Raw genomic sequence first — 21899 nt, forward strand, 5'->3', positions numbered from 1 at the left:
CCTCAGCTTATAGGTCTGGCTGCAATATGCAAGCCGATCGTATTCTGGATTTCACTGCACTTCTGCTCAGCCTGCTCTGCATCGTCCCCTCCAACCATCACTCTGCCAATCCAGTCAAAATTAGATCTCGGAAAGGACACCTCGCGCCCGGCAGCAATGAAATGCGATCGCAGAATGTCCGCACGCCCCTCTAATTCCTTAAGCCCCGTAACCTCGATCAGCCTGCCGTCAACCGGCGAACAGAATTCCCTTGAAGCAGCACCGCGTGAGACGCTCGGCGTCAACTCCGGTGCCTCCCCCATATGCATACGAAGCACTTCACGCGGCAGGTCAATGCCGGTTGCGTATTTAATCATCTCCGGAACAGGCCCGCCTACCATCCGCGGATTGAATTCAATAATCTTGGGACCTTCAGGAGTGAGCGCAACCTCTGTATGTGTGGGGCCAAAGTCAACCCCAAGCGCATGCAGTCCCCGGCGGACCACCTCCACAATCTCCGCCTCATGGCTTAGCCGAACCGGAAAGCTGGCGCCAGTCTCTACAAAATAGGGAAATCCAACCAGACGGCGGTCCGTAATCCCGATCAGGTGATCCTGCCCCTGATAAGTGACCATCTCCACACTGACCAGAGGCCCGGCTGCATATTCCTCAATGAGCACATCCGTACTTCCATAGAGATTACGCCCAAAATTCCTGTTGTTCACATAGCTCTCGTAAGCCTGGCGCAGCTCTCGCTCATTGTTGACAAAGACCACCCCAATACTCATAGCCCCGTCACACGGCTTTACGATACAGGGATAACCCATGGAATGGGCATGTCTGCAAGCTTCCTCCACACTGCCTGCGAGCAGTGAACGGGGAACCGGAACGCCGCTCTGAACGCAGATTTCTCTGGATTTATATTTATTCCGGGCATTCTTGGCCGCCAGCGGCTGCATGGTCGGCACACCAATCGCATGCGCCGCAGCTGTTGCCTGAACCACGTAGAATTCCGCAAAAGACATCACTCCGGTCAAAGGGTTCGCTTGATGGTACGCTTTGACAAAGTCAACCACTGCTTCTTCATTAAAGGTGTCCACTTCATGAATGTAATCTACCAACCGGAGCGGATGGGACTCCAGCGGCTGGCCCTTCAGGTAATGCTGAATATTCTGGGTCAGCAGCGTTACGGTGTACCCCATCTCCTTGCAGGCCTGGATACCTGCGATAGACTCATTGCTTTCCACTAATAACAGGTGCTTCATGGGTTGTATCCTCCTTGTAGGCGGGCAGAATTTGCACTTCTTGCTCCAGATACCGCAGCAGCTGTGACAGCCGGGCTTGCAGCGATGCCGAATTCTCGCCGGCGATGATTACGGTCATCACGGCATCCACGCTGGAATGAGCCGCGTCCAGCTGTTCGCCTGCTCTGACGCGGGGAACATATTCCTTCACCCATTCAAAGGGCAGCGTCTGCGGAATGGTCTCTACCGTTCCCGGACGTTTCGGCATTAGATATACCCCCGCTACCTGTGACGGCCTTGGCACCGGCAGCTTCAGCGGCAGTCCGCATTGCCCCCGGACCCACTCCCGGTTCAGATCAACGTCATACATGACGCTGACCGACTCACTGATCCGCCCGCCTGCGGTCCGGCTGGCAATTTCACAGAATACCCATTCATCCTCCGGGGTATGGAACATTTCACAATGAAAGGTTGAGACTCCCGGTGAGGGCAAGGCTTCAATGACCTGCTGAACTTCATGAACCAGCCGCTCATACACCGCGCAGCCGGGGCTAAGCAATTCCACGAAGCAATCCTGCCGGAGAATCTCCAGCGGCTTGCAGGAATATTTGCCCACAGAAGCGAAACGGATCTCCTGGCCCATCATGAGCCCATCGATCTCATACATTTCTCCCTCTACGTAGGCTTCAACCATTAAGCCGCTGCTGAGGCCGCGTTCCCATACACCGTTCAATTGCTCCTGGGTCCGTATGATGTCCGTATTCATGGAGCCCATGCCGTCCACCGGTTTAACCACAACCGGCAAGCCGTGTTCCAGCACAAAATCATACAAGTGAAGCGGTGAAGCCAGTCTGCGGAATGCCGGGCAGGATACCTGCGGGCTTACTAAGCTTTTCATCACGGCCTTATCCCTGTAAGCCACTGCACTCTCCAGCTGTTGACCAGGCAGGTGCAGCCGTTCACGCAGCCGGGCTGCACGAATGAGATCACTCTCATCGAGAGCTATGATCAGACGGTAAGGATGTTCCTCATACAATCGTAACGCATCGATCTCTACCCGGTCATTGCTCACCCAGTTGTCGAACACCTGCACAAGGGCAAAGGGTTCCGTTATCTCACCATATGCCGGCGAAGTATACAGGTATACTTCTTCATCCAGATCCTCCAGCCAGGTCAGATAAGGAGCGAAGGCCCGTCTCCTCTGATTCAGAATTAATACCGCCATAGTTTCTCCTCCTCCTTGTGATGAACAGGTGACCGGTTTAGCATTACGTATAGTACAAGGGACAGCCCAGACAGAAGAGCTAGAGACAACCAGAAATAGGACAGCTTTCCGTATATGCTCCACATATGTATGAATTGCAGCCCGGTATATACACCGATTCCTTCTCCAAGGGCTGTGGACAATCCGATGACACTGAAATACGTAATACGCAGATCCGGGCGGGCAGCGTTAGAGACATACGCATCTATTGTGGGGATGAATAACATTTCAGCAAGGGTGAACAACGCAACGAATACGTAGTAGCCCCAGATCGAACCGATTATCGCATTCATTGAGAAAGAAATGCTGAATAGCAGAAACGCCAGCATCAGCCGGTATCCCTCACGCTGGCCGGACAACGCGGTATTCATCCAGCGCCCGACGGGAATCTGCAGAAGTACCACAAGGATTCCGTTCAGCATCAGCAGACTCCCCAGCCTTTCCGGTGCGTTATAATAAGTGCCGATTAAATAAGGAAAGGAATTGAACAATTGGGTGAAGAAAAAGCAGCCGATCATATTGAACAGCAGCACCTTACGGAAGCTTTTATCGAGCAGAACGGTCTGATATCCTTTCCAGAAGCTTACCGGCTTCCGTTCCCGGTCCTGCAGATTGCACCCGGGCGGGAAGATACTGAGCAGGATGGCACCCACAATATAAAACCCTCCAACGAAGGACAACGTGAAGCTCTTCAAGGAGCTTGTCAGAAGAAAGGAGCCGATTAAGGGCCCGGCAATGGCTGCACCGTTCGTATACATATTGGAATTCGCAAAATAAAACAAGGCATTGCCATCCTTACTCCCCACGAAGGATAAAGAGGCCTTGGAGGATAAACCTCTGACAGAGTAGCCGATCCCTGCAAGGATAAGCTGTATAGTAATCAACACCGGAGACTGCCAGAAATCCACCATAGCGATGGAGACTCCTGTTAGCAGGCAGCCGAACCACATGCATTTGAACGGGTCCATGTTGTCCAGCAAGGGTCCGGTAAGGAATCTCGCACTGCGGTAAGACACAGTGAAGATCATGGTAACTACAGCGGTAACCGAAAGCGGCAGCCCTTTGACCTGAGACAGATAGACCGTTAATATCGCCGTCATAGCGTAGAAGCCAAGATGGGTAACCAGTGTGTTCAGACAAATGGAGAATATCGGCCGGGGCACCTTTAGCTTTCGGAAAAGGTTCATGTCCCTGCCCTCCTTTCAACTGGCACACCCATCTGCGCCTGTCTGTAGGCTGTCAAATCAGCGGTCATGCGGCCTATTAATTCCTCCGGGGAATGGCGCCGCTGTGATCCGCACACTTTGGCAGATTGGCTGCACAGATAACAGGAGCGCGGCGGGGCCCCGATCTCCCTCCTGCCCACCGCTCTTCCCGAGGGACTGTAAATATCCATATCCCAATAAGCGCTCAGCGGATGTCCCTGTTCGAATAATAAACAGAACCGTTTCAATGCTCTAGCTTCCCAGGATACCTGCATATAGGCTACGGGACCAACATCTAAGTCGATCCGCTCCAAGGACAGCACCGCACAAGCTGCTGAAGCCAGCTCCTCCTGCAAAGCCCCGATACAGAGCTCGAACAATTCATAGGTGCAATCCAGCTTCTTGCATGGTCCGGGAATATTCATCATGATCTGTATCAGCGAACCTGCCGCCGGAACCCTCGCCTCTCTAAGCTCAGGGAGGCGCTCACGGTCACGAAGAATGGCAGACATAGCGGAATGGTTCTCCACACACTTCCCCCCTTCGATGCTCGTCCCACAAGTGCAGGGCAACCGTCATGGCCAGAAGATCGGCTGATCCCCCGGGCGACAAGGAACGAAGCTGGAAATCCTGCTCCATATTGCGGATATAGGCCCTGCCCTCAGAGGTGAACAGACTCCCCCGGTCCAGAGCCTCCAGCGCACACGCTTGCGTATAACTGATCCGTGCCTTGTCAAAGTCACGGTTCAGAAGCGTTGTATCCTGAACCACAGACATCAGTGAGAACAAGCAATGAATAACCGCCGTTCGCATATCCGCCCCCTGATCAAGCGCAGAACGGAAGGAAGGCAGGCCCTGCTGCAGAATGGAAGGAAATCCGTCGATCACTTCACCGCGAATACCTCTGATACGCCATTCCTTGTACGCGCGTCCGCCTGTACTTGTAACCTGTGTCTCCTTCAGGATGTCCGTAAGCTGCTTACGAAGCGGACTCCCGGCGATCCCTCCGGCCAGCCGGCAGATGTCCCGTGGTTCTGCGCCGCCGGATGGCCCTTGGCTGGTCATTCCCGCAGCCGCACATAGAATCAGTCCCAGAAAGATCGTTCCCTTGTGGGTATTCACTCCCCCGGTAGCTCTCAGCATGCCAGCTTCGGCACGCCGCCCGAGCTTCTGGAGCATCCTGAACAGATCTTCCGTTCCGGTTCTGTCCGCGGATTCTTCTATGCCCAAGCGGGCTGCTGCCTGGTAATATGGCTGAATGCGGAGTGCGCTTCTCAGAAAAGTGTAGATATCCATATCCCCGTGACAACCCGTGCTGACGGCGGAGACCAGTCCGGGAGAAGGCCAGCTTACAGCCTCTGCCAGAACACTATAGGTCATCGCCTCTGCCAGCGAATAGGATGTATCCTGTTGCGAAGCTGTCACTTTACGCTCTCCGGGATGGCCGCAGGCCAGTGTTCACTCTGTAGACCGTACTGCTGAAGGAAGCTCCAGACCACCCGTTCCAGGCCAAGCCCGATGCAGCCCGACCATGTCTCGGAATGATCCTTAAGCCCGAAGTTAAAGGTCTTCGCAAAAAAATCACCGTGCGTGTCATAGGAAGCAATCGAAATCGTATCGTTCTTATACGGAATATCCGCACGAACCTCATATTTGACATGCTTCGGCACTTTGAAATTCTGTTTCACCTTACCCGGCAAAAAAAAAGGATCATTGGCTAAGGCACACCCGCCTTTCAGCCCTACCTCTTCCATCCACTCGATGGTCCACCCTAATGTCAAGTCACGCATCCGGGTAACATATTCGGGAGTACCCAGAAATACGAATTCACGCATAGTGAAATTCAATAACCGTTCAAGCAGATATACACGTTTCCCCTCATTGCGGAAGGACTGGCCTTTGAGTACAAAAGCGGTATTATCCTCAAACACCTGATCCTCCATCTCCATATAGACTTTATAGCACGGTGCGGATTGCAGAATATAGGGAGGCGTCTCCAGATAAGGTCCGCAGTCCTGGGGAAGCTTGCCGTTATTGGCTGAGACGTCCTCCGCGAAGGATATCATTTTGTCCTGGTCATGGCTGAGGTGGGTAGCCAGTAGCAGATGCATTGGCGCACTATGGAAGTAATTCATCTTCTCGGCGAAGGAAGCCGGCAACAAGACTGAATACTGCCGCTCCTGACAATCCCCGATCCTCCGGCCGACATAATCCACATAACTCTGGTCAAAATACTCCAGCAGACGGATGATCGGGCGATGGTAGGCCAGCTCCTGATTCTTCAATAAAGTCAGCCACCTCTGCTCCAGCAGATCATCCGAGACATTCCGCTGATTGCCCGGTGTGCAGCAGGAGCACAGCCGCTCTAGCGGCGGCTCATGCAGCTCCACCACATTTAGCCCAGGCTCCTGCACTTCAGCGGATGATGCAGATGCCTCATCATGCTCCGGGGTGAAACGCTCCAGGAAACTAGCGACCTCCCGCTCGATCTGCTCCCTGGGATAAGACGATAAATAAGTGACGCTGATGCGCTTCCCTTGAATCGGATCGACCTGCACCTTATGGGCTGATACATGTTGCAGGAACATATGGGTGAAAACAGGGATTTGCAGCTTATTCAGAGTCACAGGCTCTGGCAATTCCAATCGGTATGTTGTGAACATAACAGCCTCCTACGCTATTGAAATTCCGTATATCTCTTGGACAACGGCCACCTGGTCCGGATGGATTACAGAACGCCCCGTGAAGCCGTATTCCCTGGAGAGCAGACAATCCTCGCGGAACCCCTCCATATCACGAAAAGCCATGTAAGTGGTGTCAAAGCATTGAAGGCCCACACTGCGGCAGTATTCCCCCAGCTTCTGCTTGGCCTTCCGGACCTCCAGGGCCGGGTCCACAAGCCCCTTAGCCACACAATCATTGAAATAATCTGTTCCTCCAAAGGTAAACGCATAAATATTCCGGCTGGCCTGGTGAATCTCTCCGATATTGAATATAGCCTCGCAGCATTCAATCATGACTTCATAGCTGGGAGAATAGTTTAAGCTGCGCTTGTGTATAATATCCTGCACCTTGCGTTCCACTTGCCGTAAATCCTCCGCCGTCCGGACCATGGGCAGCCGGATTCGGGCAGGGCGCTCTGGCACAAGCTCCTCCAGATCCTGCTCCCAGTGAGAGGTATGAACACTATTCACGCGGACAATAAGTGTATGCTCCGAGTCACTGAATTCCTGAAGGGCATTCTTGACTACGTATCTTGCTTCCAGCTTCTTATCCTCCGGCGTACCGTCTTCGAGGCAGAAGATAATATTCATAGGATAGAAGGTCATAGCGTACTCTATGTAATTCGGTTTGTATCCCGGAACATAGAAATAGACTAAGGGTTCAGCAGCCTGATTCATCCCGTAACCTCCTCCCGCTCTAAGTCAGCGTTCAGCATGCATGTCAAGGCTTCGCAGCGGCTGCGGATGACCCACTCATTGGCTCCATTGAACCAGATCTGGGGGGACAGATCCGCCAAGCCATACTGCTTCAGAATGGGAACAACATATTCATAGACTTGGCGGTCCGTAAGCTCCGGCACCATATTCATGCATTGCATTGCAGCGTGGCCTTCTTCGATGACAATTTTAATATCGCTAGATTCTATCGATCCGGCACTGACATTCATTAAGAACCGACCTCCAATGAGTAATATAGAGCCTCCAGCAGAAAATAATCGCCCCAGATCTGGGATTCGCCTGCGGCTTGAACGACATGCAGAGGCGTGCTGGCGTGCACCAGCAGTCCTTCATGCTCCGGACCCGGGGGCGCATACTCCGCAGAAATCAGAATATCGAGCACCCTCTCTGCTTCTTGCCGGAACTGCTGGTGCAAAGGATCATTAGGGCTTAAGGCTGCGGCAAACTGGTAGAATGCAGAGCAAGCGATCGCAGCAGCGGAAGCATCCCTCATAGCCGTCTCCTGATGGGACAGCATCAGATCCCAGGCCGGAACACCATCCGAACAGACATGGGCTAAGTAGAAGGCGGAGAGCTGCTCAACCTTTGTCCTCCACTCCTCTTCATGGCCCAGCACATACATTTGAACTGCTCCATAGAGTGCCCATGTGTGGCCTCTGGCCCACACCGATGCTGAGCTGAATTTGGCGTTCTTGTTGTAGGGCTGCTCCGGGGCTCCCGTAAGTGAGTTCATTCTCATATATTCGTAAGTGAAGCCGTCTTCCCTCATCAGCGCAGCACTTGTAATCTGTGCTGATCCGATGGCAGCGGCGCGATAGCGCTCCTCACCGGTTATCCGGTAGGCCCATAGCCACAACCGGATGTTCATCATACTGTCAACGCCTGCATAGTGCTTCCCCTCGGGCAGCCAATTGCATTCCAGATAACCGCCCGGGAGACGCGAATCAAAGAGGCTGTCCGCAGCTTCAAGCGCAATCATTCTGTATGCTTCCTTACCGGTCAGATCGTACCCGAGCGCATAAGAATAATAGAACAGGAAGCCAATGTCCTGATAATCCCCCTGATTCTTATAAGGCTCAATCCCGCCCATCCAGCGGTCAGCTTCCTCAATATAAAGAGTATCGCCAGTCAACTGATAGAGCCGGTAGAGAAGTCCAATGAATAATCCTGAAGACCACTTATCCTCCAGCATATATCTTCCGTTGTTCGTAACATAAGGAAGCCTAATCTCACCGGAGGATGGCATAGAAGCAAGCTTGTCGAGCTGCCTTCGGGTCTGTCTGACAGCACGGTCGATAACCTCATTACGTGTGGAAACGGTAATCTCCAGCACCTCCGATCATATTTTCACAGGGTCCTTCCCCAGTTCAATTCCAATCTGCTCCAGCCATTCATCCGAAAAAATAGTATTGTAGTACCGGTCTCCGCGATCTGGAAGAATCGTAAGCACTTTGTCCCTGCTGGGCAGACGTCGCGCAAGCTTAAGGGCCGCGAACACCGCTGCTCCTGCGGAGCCGCCGACCAGCAGCCCCTCTTCCTTAACCAGCCTGCGGGTGGTGGAGAAGGCCTCTGCATCCGAGACATGCGTAATCTCGTCATACAGCTCTCTTCGCACATTGCCCGGTACTATAGCGGAACCAATGCCAATCTGATGTCTGACACCTGGCGGCTGCCCGAAGGTAACCGAGCCGGCAGCATCAACAGCCATAATCTTTATGTGCGGGATATGTTCTTTCAGCCCCAGGCTGCACCCGGTAATGAGACCGCAGGTCCCTGCCGGTATCACCGCCCACTGCAGCTCATTACCGAACGCCTCATAGATTTCAAGCGCGGTCGTTTGTCTGTGTGCCTCAGGATTACTCGGGTTATTATACTGATTAGGCCAGAATGCTCCCAGTTGCTTGACGAGATCCTGTACCTTGTCCAGGCGGGCTCTAAGATAGTTGCCATACTCATCAGCCTGATCAACCATTACCGTCTCCGCACCATAGGCCTGGATAATACTGAGATTGACCAGACTGATCTTGGGATCGACCACACAGATCAGCTTGTACCCCTTTTGCCGTGCCACAAGCGCCAGCCCGATGGCCAGATTCCCGGAGGAGGATTCGACAATCGTGCCGCCGGGCTTCAGTAGTCCCGCTGCCTCCGCTTGGCTGATAATGTAGAGCGCCGTGCGGTCCTTCATGCTGCCGCCGGGATTAAGCCCCTCCAGCTTGATGAATACCTGCGCCCCATACGGGTCCGGAAGATAATTCAGTTTAACAATAGGCGTGTTCCCAATTAATTGCAGCACATTGTCGTAGATCAAACCTATCACCTCCCAAGGCATATTCTCATAGATTTTTCTATAAAAAGTAAAATAAATACATTTGCATCATACACTTCTATCCTAATAAATGTAAATATATTAAAAAATTTTATCACTTTGATTCAAATTTTCTATACAAACCATAGCAAACCCCCCAATGAAGTTTTTACCTTCATTGGGGGGCGGGGATAAATATAGAACTATTAACCTTTAATTCATAGATGCTTCATCCCGATTAACATGTTCATACTCCAAAGTATAGCTTTGCTTGTCTCATCTCTCCGCTGAATACATCAGCTAACCTTTCGTTCAACATACTTTACAAGATTGCCAAATGTCTCAAAGCTATCAAACCCTAGCATATCAATATCAAACTCTATGGAGTATTCTGTTTCCAAATCAAGCACTGAGCGGATAAAGTTTATAGAATTCACTCCAATCGTATTAAGATAGCAATTGCTATGAACCTTATCCATATCAACTGAAACGTCTACATGACTTGTAATAATTTCTCTCACTTTTTGTTCAATAGAAACCATTTTTCACACTCCCTGATCGGATATTACTTTATTATATCTGCAAGCATTAAAATCTAAGCTAGCTAAATATTTTCGATCAACTTTGAAATTCGGAGTGTAGGGCAGCTGCTCCAGCTGAGTCAACTGTTCCGGTATCATATAACTGGGTAGAACGTTTCTTAGACTATCAACCAGCGTCTGTTTGTCCACCCATTCATCCGATACATAATATCCGCTTAAATACAAATTTCCGTTTTTACCCATTCTTGGCACCACAGTTGCGTGAGTAATTCCTTCTTGCCGCAAGAGTACAGCTTCAACCTCACCGGGTTCGATTCTGAATCCACGAATTTTTACCAGGTGATCATTTCTACCCATAAATTCGAATTTTCCTACCTCAGAAAGTCGTACTAAATCACCAGTTTTAAAGATTATTCCTGCTTCAATATTCGAATAATTCTTAAACTTCTCTGTCGTATGTTCTGGACTATTCCAATATCCCCCAGCCACTTGAGGACCTCCAATATATAACTCTCCTACTCCCCCAGGCTCTACCTCATTCATTGCCGAGTCAAGCACGTATACCTTTACACTATGAAACGGAATTCCGATAGTAACAGTATCTTGGTTCGTTAAATCTGAAACCATACACCAAATTGTTGTTTCTGTAGGGCCATAAAGATTATAAATGTTAACGTCTGTGTAGTTTCGTATATGCTCGAGTACCGGTGACGGAAGTGCTTCTCCACCAAGCAGTACATGGCTTACCCGCCGCAGACAATCTAGTTCTTTATCATAATTAATTAGCAGTTGCATAGCAGATGGAGTCATTTGAAGCATGTCTATATCCTTCTCAGTGATAATTTTCTTCAATAGGTATGGATTTCGTTGTCCCCTCTCATCAGCGATGACGATCTTCATACCATATAAAAGTGGAATTAACAACTCTAACAATGAAATATCAAATGAGATTGTAGTTAGAAAGAGCATCGTCTGGGCTTGTGAGAATTGAATTTCTTTAGTAACTCCGTAAACAAACGAAGCTAACGCTTGCTGGTTTATAACCGTCCCTTTAGGTAAACCAGTCGATCCAGACGTGTACAATAAATACGCTGCCGCCACCATACTCACTGTTGGCAGCTGATAGCCGATTTCTTCATACTGGTGGATTTCCTCATAGGCAACTACAGTATGTCCATAGTAATCCAGGCTAGTTTTGAGCGCTTGATTTACAATTATCAGTTGACAGCCACTATCTTCAATAATATGACGAATTCGCTGCTGGGGATAGTCAGGATCGAGCGGGAGGAACGAAGCCCCCGTCTTCATTATGCCTAGAAGTGTAATAGGTAGGTCTAAAGTTCTTTTCATAAAGAGTCCAACGATACTCCGGCTAGTAACAGCATTGTGACTCAAATATGCAGCCACCCGGCTTGATCGCAGGTCCAGTTCTTCGTATGTTATTTCATCTTCGCCGTAGAGAAGAGCAGTTTTCGTCCTATTTTTTTGAAGACTCTCTTGAAACATTTGGATGTATGGGATGAGAGTGCCGGTATCTAAGTCGTAACGATCATTATACATGGACGTCAACCCTTTGCTACATAATTAACATTGTTATCTGTATTCTTCCCATCAATACCTTTCAGTCTACTGGTTGTAATTCTCTCAGTTGATTTTGGCGATAAACCGTCCGCTTTAAGATAGGAGCAAAAGTCGTTTATTCCTTCAAACACCGCGTCAATTAATTGGCCCGTTATCGTGATTCCATCCTCCCACCACCAATTCTTTACATTAAGTGGTTCGTTAGCACGATGTTTCTCAGGTTCAAATCTCGCCACTAATTGGTTGCCCACAAGTACCGGCAGCACATAGTAACCATACTTTCGGCTGGATACCGGCTTGTACACTTCCCAACTGTACTCAAAATCAAAAATATCTTTAATCAGCTTTCTATCCCACAAAAGATTATCTAAAGGGGCTAGAAAGAGCGCTTTGGAGACAGGGATCTCCATACTCATCTGATTCAAAACTTCTTTGTCCTCAGAGCGCATATAGAAAATCTCCTTCGAGCCCTTAATCTTAAGTTGAACTAATTCGCCATCTTCAAACAATTCATTTAGTACATGAATTCGAAGTTTTTTATCTGATACAAAGTGTCCTAGCCACCCTCCTCCGTTACGAAGCCAATAGGCTCCCAGACTCCCAATTCTTCTTTTAAAGTACCATTTATAAAAGGAGTAATCATCCACAAAAGGATCTTTTTGTTCTAAAACATGAGAAGGAAGTAAATTTTCAGTAAGATCATATATTTTTTGAGTATTTTTCTTTTCCTTCACCGACAAAATCCCTACGTTCCACATGTAATCCATCGTAGCACTTGACAGTTTTCCATGGCCCCATCGTCCTTTCTCAGCGCGGCCAAAGTCTATAAAGGCAGGAGAAATTGGACCTTTATTTACAATGTGTTCCTTTACTTCTTCTACATACTGAAGAGCACTACTTGAATTTCTATATGTCAGAATCCCTTCGATCTCCTCACGCTTTTTAACTCGCATTCTTCTAAAGTACGGCCAATCCTCCGTTAAATATATCGCCATCATCTTATCCCATCCGTCAATCACATCTCTTGTTTCATAAAGAAGTCGATTTAAAATGGATGGGTCGTAATTGTAAAAGCGTGATTGGAGCATAAGATCCGGGTTGTGCCCAACCATGTTTAAAGGGTCGTATTGAATACACCCCACTCTCTTAATAAATTGAATAATCTCTGATCTGTCAGCCTTAGGCTTGTTTGGATGCAAACCTTGATAGGTGACTAAAAATGACTTTAATTCTTCCTTAGAAATTTCTATAATCTCCATCTTTACCTCCTTATCACAAAACATTTTTAAGGGTGTTAGAAATGTTTCTTAGCGAACATACCATTCGGCTTGGGACATATACATTTCATGATATTTACCTTTGAGTGCCATGAGTTGTTCGTGACTCCCTTCTTCTAGAATAGCTCCTGAATCCATTACAATAATTCTATCTGCCGATTTGACTGAAGCCAGACGGTGAGTAACGAAAATCGTTGTTTTGTCCTTTGATATTTCATTAAAACGCTTATACACATTTGTTTCCTCGATGGGGTCGATCGCTGAAGTAGGCTCATCCAGTACGATGAGATCATTCGTTTTATATAGTCCTCTTGCAATAGCCAAGCGCTGCCACTCTCCTCCGGATAGATCTATTCCTCCGAAAGAGCGACACATCATCGTCTCAATACCCTCTGTCAGCCCGTCTTTATTTCTGTTGAATCCTGACTTATCTAGCGTGGTATTTAGATATTCGACATCATATGGTTTTTCAATCTCACTAAGGATGACATTCTCTCTTAATGTCAGCTTATATTTACCGAAATTCTGAAAAACAGCCGATATTTTGCTGTATAGATTTTTCTGCTTACCAGACAGATTAATATCGTTGTAAAAAATCTCCCCCCCGGAGGTTTGAAATAACCCTGTAATAATTTTGACCAGAGTGGTTTTCCCCGATCCATTGGCACCGACAATCGCCAGTTTAGAACCTTTATATATTTCCAAATTAATATTTTTTAGTGATTCTTTGTTTCTATAGGGATACGTAAATGAAACATCACGCAACGTAATTTTTTCCAATGGGGGGAGCTCTACCGTTTCCGTCGGATTCTCTGGAATTTCTAAATAATCATAGAGCTTACCGGCAAGGTTGGCATTTTGATAGATACTACCAAACAACTCCATCATGTCACTCATACTATTCATCAACTTGTTCAAAGAATAGTACACAGCGGCAAATATCCCGATGGATAACTCTCCTTTTAGAAGGAAATACGTAATTAAAACAAAAGAACCTATATAGCCCAAATATGTAATGAAACTGAGCAGCAGATCGATCATGCCAATTTTTAAATTAGCTTTCCATTCCTTCTGATTACATTCTCGAAGTTTAGATTGATATAAGCTAAAAAAATACGGTCTTGCTTCCAAGGTTTTCGTTTCCTTGTAGTACTCCTTATCGGTAAGACATTTTTGATAATATTCCATCTCCCTTGTAGTCTGTACAAGATCCTCCTGCAGCTTGTATAAATTGGACCCTTTAATCAGTTGGGAGATAAATTTAGGAATGAAAAATAAGAAACACAGCAGAACAAGAATAGGCTTGATCGAAAAGAAATAGACGCTGATACTTATAAAGAATACCAGGTGAAAAATCACACCGTTTAGCAGCAGGATAGTTGATTTAATGGCATGATGAACGCCCCCGATTGCCAAACTTATTTTTTCATACAGCTCTATCGATTCGAATTCTATAAGCTCAAGCCTGCCTGCTTTGGCATTCATATCTTTTAGAATTTTGCTAATAAATTGAAGAAAATAGTCTTCATTCAGAAAACTGTGATAACCACTAATGAACTGGAATAATACTAATACCAGGCCTCCCAACAAAATGATAGATATGGTTCCCTCCCATACTCCTGCAGAGAATGCAAGCGAAACCGTATCGAACATTCGTTTGATAATATCAATAGACAGGAAATTCAGCGCAGCCAGACATAAAGAAATTAAGATGTAATAAACAAAGTATCCGGGTAGCTTCTGAAATCCATAAGATAAGGTTCTCTTTAAAATTTTCGGAAAAGACATGGATTTAGGCTTCATAGTACCATTCCTTTTGTGAATTAAACATATCATTGTAAATCCCTCTACTCTGCATTAAATCCTCATGGCATCCGCATTCCGCTACCCGTCCGTCATCAATAACCAGGATTATGTCTGCAAGTTTAGTAGAGCCAAGGCGATGTGAAATAAAGATGGTCGTATCCTCTGATGATATTCTTGAATAATGTGTGTACAAATTACTTTCTTCCAGCGGATCAAGCGCCGCCGTCGGTTCATCCAAAATTCGCACGGTGTCTTTCTTCATCAGCGAACGGGCCAATGCAATTTTTTGCCACTGCCCACCTGAGAGGTCAATTCCGTTTGGTAAAATTTTTCCCAGAGGGGTATCAAACTGTTGCGGAAGTTGCTCCACATTTTCTTTTAATCTTACATAATCGGCAATTTCAATGATTTTAGCTGCCTCCAACTTCTCTTTACCGGTAAATTGGCGGGTATCGCCCACTGCAATGTTCTCGCCGACAGTTACAGAATACTTAGCAAAATCCTGGTATACGACGGAAAAAAGCATATGGAGTGTTTGGGACTGAATATGCCTAATATTGATTCCGTTAATAAGAATTTCTCCTTGATCAGGTGTGTACAGACCTAATAATAATTTTGTAATCGTGCTTTTGCCGGAACCATTCTTACCCACCACTGCATAATGCATCCCGCTCTGTATAGTAAAAGATAATCCTTTCAGAATATAATTGGACGTCCCCGGGTATTTAAAGTACACATTCTTAAATTCAATTGTCTGCACCCGTAGAATAGGGATGTTCTTTTCTTGGGAGCCAGTTATATTTTCCTCTTCGTCTTCGAGCTGGACAAAGCGGTTGAGATCCTTCATATATTCATTGTCCTTTGATAAAAATCCGATAATTTCCGACATTTGGTTAGCCATTTTCTCCTGTAGCTGAAAGATTGCTGTTACAAGTGAAATGAAAAAGCCCAGAGTAATTTCGTTATTCTTTAAAGGCGTCAACAGCATAACGGCAAAACTCACACAGGTGATAATAATAAACATGACAGAAACTTTGTTTAATGCCAGCCATTTAAATTTAACTTTCTTCGATAAATTGATGGCACCGGTAAAGTATTGCTCGAATTTTTCGTTGAAATAGCTTGTGAAGCCAAACAGTCTGCGCTCTGCAGCTAAATCACGGCCGCGGAGGACGTCAAATTCGATGTATCCTGATTTCCGGTCCAGATCGCTGGTGGATCGCAGAATAGTATAAATTTTTTGCTGTGAGACGTAAGAGATCAGAACAAGCGGAATGCATACCAGAAACAGAACCGCACCAAGCCACCATTTCAGTTCAAATACCAGCCAGCCTACGGCAACAAAATTGATCAGAATTCCAATTAGATCCACAAGATGCCTGAATACTTCATTAATGGAGTAAAATCCGGGATTTTTAACGATACGGTTCAATAATTCATTTGTTTCTTCATTTTCAATATGTTCGTACTTAATCGACAGTTGTTTTTGAATGATTGCCGTATTAAAGCTTTCTCTAAGGCTGATCGTGACTCTGGAAAACAGAATTTGAGAGATTACAGCGTACATCTGAACATAACCGATTAAAAGAAAAATTGTAATTAGCGGCCCTAACACATCACTAAAGGATGATTTCTGATTCACATAATCAATCGCGGAATTGATAAAACTCGAATTCATAAGAATGAGTAGAAATGGAACAAAACCGTTAGCTCCAGCAAACAGCAAAATGCAAAGTACAATAACCGGGTTTGCTTTATATGCAATAGAAATGGAGTCGAGTAAGGTATACTTTTTTTTCTTCAAAACCATCATAAAGCTCCTTTATAGTACTAAAGTCTATAGAACGCGGTTAATCTCGTCTGATATAATGCAGGAATTCGTTTTTGCGGTCGGAATCAGTTTTGAACACGCCCCGGCTGACGGAGGTAGTAGTTACTACCCCTGGTTTCTTGACGCCTCTGGCACACATACAAAGATGCTCACCTTCCACAATCACCATTACACCAAGAGGCTTTAAATGCCGCTCAATCATATCAGCTATTTCTGTTGTCAACCGTTCTTGAACCTGCAGCTTGCTTGATAGTGCATCAACCAATCGCGCCAGCTTACTCAGACCAACGATTTTATTATTTGCAATGTAACCAATGTGGACCTGTCCGTAAAAGGGAACCATATGATGCTCGCACATGCTGAAATACTTAATATGGCTAAGAGCGACCAGCTCGTCGTAGTTTTCGTTAAAGGTGGCCGACAAGAGTTCCGCACAATCTGTGGAATAACCCTTGAAAATTTCATTATACATTTTGGCTACTCTCTTCGGTGTATCCAGCAGGCCTTCCCGGTCGGGATCCTCTCCGATTAAGCTTATAATTTTTCGAATATACTTAGAGATCTCCTCCGTATTAGCTTCGGTACGCTCTGGAATGCAGACATCCTTAAATTTTCCCATTCGCTAGCCTCTCTCTCCTTTTTTGTCGCCCTTCGTTACCTGTATGGATTGTCATATACTTAGGGTAAACAGCCCGGTTATCTGCGTCATGCTCCAGCACAAGGACATCCCCACCGCAATTACCGGGCAATTCGGTGAATCCTGCGAATTTATAGGTCGCATACATCATACGGTTTCGTTCATTCGGCAGGAACTCAGCCAGCAGCCTTACCCCTGATGATTCTGCTTCCTTTTGGATATAACTAAGCATTACGGTTCCCACCCCTCTGGAGATGACCCGGCAGGACATGAGCAGCAACTTGATTGTCCATTCTTCTGGACCACATTCCACCAGCATAAGTCCGATTTTTCCATAATCCCCGTAACGATCTTCAAGATTCGCTATTAGAAGAAGATGGTTCGGTGATCTCCTGAGACTGTCAAGCTCTTCTAAATCGTATGTAATACCCGTCGAGTTCAATTGATGTGTCCGGACTGTCAGTTCCTCCGCACGCTGCAGGTCCTCTAGCTCTGCCTCAGAAATGGACATCACCATGCCCAGCCCGGCAAGAAATTCTTCTTTGGTCCCCGTGAACTCCTGTTCGCTCTCGTTCCTCTGTTGATCTTGCATGTACATTTCCCTACGGCGGAGAGAGTCTTCCGTAATAAACTTAGGATTCATTTCTGGAAAATCAGGAATTCTGCTAATAAAAGCAGCATCTATTGTCATCACATCCGGAAGATGAGCCGCTACTTCATCACGCTCAAAGGGTTGATCGTCAATAAAGGCAACTGTATCCTCCGAAATGTTTAACCGGTTGATGATAGCCTGCACCGCTTCCGACTTAGGATTCCAATGTATCTGGGGATAAAGGAAGAAATGCCTTAGGCCAAACTCATCCAGTTTCTGCATCGCTTTGTCATAATCATTTTTACTGCTAATGGATTGGAGAATCCCCCTTCTGTCAAGCTCCCGTATCAATTCCAAGGCGGCATTATCCGGCTCAACAGGGTCCCCTTCGCTAAGCACACCATTCCATAATGTATTATCCAAATCCCAGACCACACATTTTATATTTTTGCCCACCGTTTAATTCCCCCTTCCCATAGCTGCTCCGAAATTTTACATTCTCCGGAAAGCGTTCGTAGCGATCATTAACTCGTGAATTTGGGAGGTACCCTCAATAATCTCGTAAACTTTTGAATCCCGATAATGTCTTTGTGCAGGACTATTCGCACTGAACCCGACAGCACCTTGAATTTGTAAAGCATCAGCGGCCGATTTAACGGCCACCTTGGAAGCAAAGTACTTTGCATTCCAAGTCTCCATGATGGATTCGGGATCTCCCTCATCCTTCAGGCGCCCTGCATTTGTGCACAATACTCTGGCCGCTTGAACACCTACTACCATCTCAGTTATCATTTTTTGAATAAGCTGGTGATTTCTTAGCGAGTTCCCAAACTGTTTTCTTTTACGGGCGTAGAGCAGCGATTCATCCAGACAGGCTTGCGCAAGTCCGACGCAACCACAGGCTACCGTATAACGTCCGTAATCCAAACAGGACATCGCAACATTGGTCAATCCCGTTCCCTCAGACCCTATCATGTTCTCCAGCGGTATCCGGCAATTGTTCAGTTGTAGTTCAGCCAGCATGGATCCTTTTAGACCCAACATTCCGTCGATCGGCCGGACTGTCAAGCCGGGAGTATCCCTTGGCATCAAGAAGGCTGTTACCTTCTCGTTATAATTGGCAAACACAATGAACACATCGGCCAGTTGTCCCATTGTAATCCATTTTTTATGACCATTCAGAATATATACGCCATCTTGGACAACGGCAGCAGTTTCAATACTCTTGGCATCTGTCCCGGCTCCTTGTTCAGAAAGGGCAAACGCGCCAATGGCCAAACCTTGTGCCAACTCCGGCAGCCATTCCTGTCGCTGCTCTGGTGTTCCCCAGCGGTCTATGGCTATTTCAACCATACCTTGCACTGTCAAAATTCCCCGTGTTGAAGAACAGCCTCTCCCCAATTCTTCGTTCAAACATCCCACATCAGACATACTCATTTCATGCCCTCCATACCGTTTTGGCAGAAAGGCTCCCAGATATCCCGACTCGCCCAACTTACGAATTAATTCCCTCGGCATCTGTTCATCCCGGTCAATCTTGTCTGCAAGCGGGAATACCTCTAACTCGGTAAAACGTCTAAACTCTTCTTTACGCAAAGCCTCCTGAACTCCAAATGTCCCCATAAATGCCTCCTTTATTCTCCAGAAGATTTAAGAATAAGACGTTTTCTTTCTACCAGCTCAATAATAGTTCCCAGTGTCTTAAACTGGTTCAAATCCATATCCTTGCTTTCAATCCGAATTTGAAACTCCTTCTCAAGAAAAAGAATTAATTGCATCGCAAATAAGGAATTCATTGAACCCAGCGCAAAGATATCATCATGCAGACCGATCTGTTTGACACGGAACATGCGAAGCAGAAAATGCTCAATTTTCAATTGCACATCATCCATCGGTTATTCCTCTCCCATTCTTAAATTCTTAAATAGGTTTAAGTGTATTGATAAAATCCTTGTCCCGTCTTCCGCCCCAGAAGGCCTGCGTCTACCATTTTCTTTAAAAGCGGACAGCAACGGAATTTAGAATCCTGGTAACTTTTGTATAAAACGTCCAGGGAATTTTTTACTGTATCAAGGCCGATTAAGTCGGCTGTTTCCAGGGGTCCCATTTTATGTCCATAACATTTTTTAAATATTTCATCGACTTCCCAGGCAGTTGCTACCTGATCCTGAACAACAAACACGGCTTCATTCATCATCAGATGGGATATCCGATTAGATACAAAACCAGGTAAATCATTTACTACGATTGATTGTTTTCCAAGTCTCTCCATTAAGGAGGTGGTTATATTCAGAGTATCTGCTGACGTATGATAACCCCGAATAATTTCAACAGCAGGGATCAACGGCACTGGATTCATAAAATGCACACCAATAACCCGTTCCGGCCGGTGTAATCCGGCAGCCAGTTCAGTAATGGAAACACAGGATGTGTTAACAGCTATAACGCACGATTCTGGAAGATACGGAGCTATCTGTTGATACAGTTCCTTCTTCACGTGTGTCACTTCGGGGACATTTTCCACAATATAATCGACCTGGGTCAGAACATCTAAACGGGTTGTCCATTCTATGCGTTCCATGATCGCCTCAGGCTCCTGAGCCGTTATTTCTGATTGGCGAATAAGTGCCCGGATCCGCAGATCATCCTGGAGCTGGTCTCTGGATTGCCGCAGTACATCATCTTTCCGGTCAATCAGAACGACTGAGATCCCTGCTGCCGCCAATACCTCCGCCACTCCTCTGCCCATGATACCGGCGCCAATAACCGCAACTCGTTTTATATCCATATCGGAAATCCTTCCACCTTTAGACTTTTGCTTACGCTATACAGTTCATAGTAGAAATTTTTCTCCAGAGAGATCTGACGTCTCAATAAATCGATCACCTGCTGAAATAGTTCGGTTCTTTCCGAGAGTGATGCCTTAATCACGATGGAGGAGAGCTTCTTCCACTCCGTGATTGTATCCTCCAAGCACTTGATACAACCATACAATTTGGATGATGGCCACTCTCGGGCTGCTGATTTCAGATAAAACTTCAGAAAGGATTTTCGCGGTGCTGTAAAAAATAATTTACCATGCAGGTCTTCCATAAACTCCTTTTGTCCCTTGGTTTCTTCCATCATTTTCTCAATTGTCTCCAACAATGCGTGGAGAGCGTAAACGCCTCTCTGCGCATTACCTCTTTCTTCAGGGCTGCTGTAAAACTGATCTAGACACAAAGATAACGCTTCATCAATTTGATGTTTCTTGGCCGCTGTCCATCCCTCTCTCTCTACCTCTACCCAGAGATAATCGATAGGATTCCCGCTCAGAATTCCGTCTGCTTGATTCGCTGAGGACCTTGCCGGGTCAAGTAAAGCTTGCGTACGTTCTCCCTTAAAGAACCAGGGAGGGTACCAATCAATTAACTGATACTGTTCTGTCCTTTCCTCATACCCAGTCAGTAGTAAGGAGTGATAGGAATGCTTTTTGTGATAGAAGGGAGTATAATCCAGTTCGAATACATCAACTCCAGCAATTAAAGGTACTCCTGCCATTAACTTCAGACGATTGGACTCCCAAATTTCCTCACATTGATACTTGTTATCTGAATTAGAGTGGAAATGTGCTTGCCCAGCCCAAGAAGGCAGAAAGCTGGAGAAAAAATCTCCCGTGCTGAATGAGTAGCCATATTTATCCGATCCATCTTCAGTAAATAGCCATTCGATTCCGCAATCCAGAAATAACTCGGGACTTTCAACACCATAATATTTCAAAAGATTCCAATAGCAATTTTTAAAGCAGTAATACTCAAACTCCTTAGGAAAGACAAACTCTGACTCCATAAATGAACTGGCGTTCATAGAGATTGATCCGGCCACTGCAAGGAGGATCTGACAGATTGGATGATCTTATTCACTGATGTAAAATCTTCTATGCCGAATTCATTGGTAACAACCTCTTGACCCAGATATTCCTCTATTCCTGCAAGCAGATTAATCAAAGAGATTGATGAAATAATTTTACTGTCGACAAGCTCGGTATTCTCATCAAATGCATCTAAATCTGTGCTTTCCTCGCTGATTTTATCCATAATGAAAAGCCGCAGTTCCCGCTCCGATATTTGAAATTCCGGTTTCCCCATAACGTTTTTCTCCCCTTAAATGATTGTTAGAATTGTTAATTCGAG

Annotated in this window: 22 protein-coding genes; all 22 read right to left on the reverse strand. The window is 46.3% G+C overall.

Annotated elements, in window-relative coordinates; all coding sequences use genetic code 11:
- Nucleotides 1-2: 2 nt before the first annotated feature.
- The 22 genes from NSS64_RS21195 to NSS64_RS21300 all read right to left on the reverse strand — a co-directional run bounded on the left by NSS64_RS21195 (nt 3) and on the right by NSS64_RS21300 (nt 21854).
- Complete coding sequence (locus NSS64_RS21195) at nt 3-1244, reverse strand: ATP-grasp domain-containing protein (RefSeq protein ID WP_341141418.1); 1242 nt, start codon at nt 1242-1244, stop codon at nt 3-5.
- A complete protein-coding gene (locus tag NSS64_RS21200; protein WP_341141419.1) occupies nt 1213-2448 on the reverse strand; it encodes a hypothetical protein in 1236 nt (411 codons plus the stop codon). The genes NSS64_RS21195 and NSS64_RS21200 overlap by 32 nt, the downstream gene beginning before the upstream one ends.
- Nucleotides 2436-3674 (reverse strand): MFS transporter, encoded by a 1239-nt coding sequence (locus NSS64_RS21205; RefSeq protein ID WP_341141420.1) that lies wholly within the window; start codon nt 3672-3674, stop codon nt 2436-2438. Before NSS64_RS21205 ends, NSS64_RS21200 begins: the two co-directional genes overlap by 13 nt.
- Nucleotides 3671-4222, reverse strand: a complete 552-nt coding sequence (gene citX / locus NSS64_RS21210) for a citrate lyase holo-[acyl-carrier protein] synthase (RefSeq protein ID WP_341141421.1) — start codon at nt 4220-4222, stop codon at nt 3671-3673. The genes NSS64_RS21205 and citX overlap by 4 nt, the downstream gene beginning before the upstream one ends.
- Complete coding sequence (locus NSS64_RS21215; RefSeq protein WP_340943039.1) at nt 4185-5117, reverse strand: triphosphoribosyl-dephospho-CoA synthase; 933 nt, start codon at nt 5115-5117, stop codon at nt 4185-4187. Before NSS64_RS21215 ends, citX begins: the two co-directional genes overlap by 38 nt.
- The gene (locus tag NSS64_RS21220; RefSeq protein ID WP_340991595.1) at nt 5114-6355 is read right to left on the reverse strand and encodes a hypothetical protein; all 1242 of its coding nucleotides are present in this window, start codon (nt 6353-6355) and stop codon (nt 5114-5116) included. Before NSS64_RS21220 ends, NSS64_RS21215 begins: the two co-directional genes overlap by 4 nt.
- 9 nt (nt 6356-6364) lie before the next feature.
- Nucleotides 6365-7093 (reverse strand): HpcH/HpaI aldolase/citrate lyase family protein, encoded by a 729-nt coding sequence (locus NSS64_RS21225; protein WP_341141422.1) that lies wholly within the window; start codon nt 7091-7093, stop codon nt 6365-6367.
- On the reverse strand, nt 7090-7362 hold the full coding sequence (locus NSS64_RS21230) for a hypothetical protein (RefSeq protein ID WP_341141423.1): 273 nt from the start codon (nt 7360-7362) through the stop codon (nt 7090-7092). Before NSS64_RS21230 ends, NSS64_RS21225 begins: the two co-directional genes overlap by 4 nt.
- Entirely contained in the window at nt 7362-8486 is a 1125-nt protein-coding gene (locus NSS64_RS21235; RefSeq protein WP_341141424.1) for a glycoside hydrolase family 88 protein, read from the reverse strand. Before NSS64_RS21235 ends, NSS64_RS21230 begins: the two co-directional genes overlap by 1 nt.
- 6 nt (nt 8487-8492) lie before the next feature.
- Nucleotides 8493-9464 (reverse strand): 2,3-diaminopropionate biosynthesis protein SbnA, encoded by a 972-nt coding sequence (gene sbnA / locus NSS64_RS21240; RefSeq protein ID WP_341141425.1) that lies wholly within the window; start codon nt 9462-9464, stop codon nt 8493-8495.
- Nucleotides 9465-9757: 293 nt separating this feature from the next.
- Nucleotides 9758-10003, reverse strand: a complete 246-nt coding sequence (locus NSS64_RS21245) for an acyl carrier protein (RefSeq protein ID WP_340943051.1) — start codon at nt 10001-10003, stop codon at nt 9758-9760.
- Nucleotides 10004-10006: 3 nt separating this feature from the next.
- Complete coding sequence (locus NSS64_RS21250; protein WP_341141426.1) at nt 10007-11563, reverse strand: amino acid adenylation domain-containing protein; 1557 nt, start codon at nt 11561-11563, stop codon at nt 10007-10009.
- 5 nt (nt 11564-11568) lie between these two features.
- On the reverse strand, nt 11569-12843 hold the full coding sequence (locus NSS64_RS21255) for a DNA glycosylase AlkZ-like family protein (protein WP_341141427.1): 1275 nt from the start codon (nt 12841-12843) through the stop codon (nt 11569-11571).
- 48 nt (nt 12844-12891) lie between these two features.
- Complete coding sequence (locus NSS64_RS21260; RefSeq protein WP_341141428.1) at nt 12892-14664, reverse strand: ABC transporter ATP-binding protein; 1773 nt, start codon at nt 14662-14664, stop codon at nt 12892-12894.
- The gene (locus tag NSS64_RS21265) at nt 14654-16471 is read right to left on the reverse strand and encodes an ABC transporter ATP-binding protein (RefSeq protein ID WP_340991586.1); all 1818 of its coding nucleotides are present in this window, start codon (nt 16469-16471) and stop codon (nt 14654-14656) included. The genes NSS64_RS21260 and NSS64_RS21265 overlap by 11 nt, the downstream gene beginning before the upstream one ends.
- Before the next feature lie 46 nt (nt 16472-16517).
- Nucleotides 16518-17117 (reverse strand): GTP cyclohydrolase I FolE, encoded by a 600-nt coding sequence (gene folE, locus NSS64_RS21270; protein WP_341141429.1) that lies wholly within the window; start codon nt 17115-17117, stop codon nt 16518-16520.
- Complete coding sequence (locus tag NSS64_RS21275) at nt 17104-18183, reverse strand: HAD-IIIC family phosphatase (protein ID WP_340943063.1); 1080 nt, start codon at nt 18181-18183, stop codon at nt 17104-17106. Before NSS64_RS21275 ends, folE begins: the two co-directional genes overlap by 14 nt.
- 36 nt (nt 18184-18219) lie before the next feature.
- Nucleotides 18220-19350 carry an acyl-CoA dehydrogenase family protein gene (locus NSS64_RS21280; RefSeq protein WP_341141430.1) on the reverse strand — a complete coding sequence of 377 codons (1131 nt, stop codon included), beginning with the start codon at nt 19348-19350 and terminating at the stop codon, nt 18220-18222.
- Between the two features lie 11 nt (nt 19351-19361).
- A complete protein-coding gene (locus NSS64_RS21285; RefSeq protein WP_341141431.1) occupies nt 19362-19619 on the reverse strand; it encodes an acyl carrier protein in 258 nt (85 codons plus the stop codon).
- Between the two features lie 38 nt (nt 19620-19657).
- Nucleotides 19658-20515, reverse strand: coding sequence for a 3-hydroxyacyl-CoA dehydrogenase family protein (locus tag NSS64_RS21290; RefSeq protein ID WP_341141432.1), 858 nt, complete (start codon nt 20513-20515; stop codon nt 19658-19660).
- Nucleotides 20506-21573: a BtrH N-terminal domain-containing protein gene (locus tag NSS64_RS21295; RefSeq protein WP_340943070.1), complete on the reverse strand. Its 1068-nt coding sequence runs from the start codon at nt 21571-21573 to the stop codon at nt 20506-20508. Before NSS64_RS21295 ends, NSS64_RS21290 begins: the two co-directional genes overlap by 10 nt.
- A complete protein-coding gene (locus tag NSS64_RS21300) occupies nt 21570-21854 on the reverse strand; it encodes a hypothetical protein (RefSeq protein WP_340943072.1) in 285 nt (94 codons plus the stop codon). Before NSS64_RS21300 ends, NSS64_RS21295 begins: the two co-directional genes overlap by 4 nt.
- Nucleotides 21855-21899: the final 45 nt, after the last annotated feature.

Source organism: Paenibacillus sp. FSL H8-0122 (assembly GCF_038005345.1).
GTDB lineage: Bacteria > Bacillota > Bacilli > Paenibacillales > Paenibacillaceae > Paenibacillus_AQ.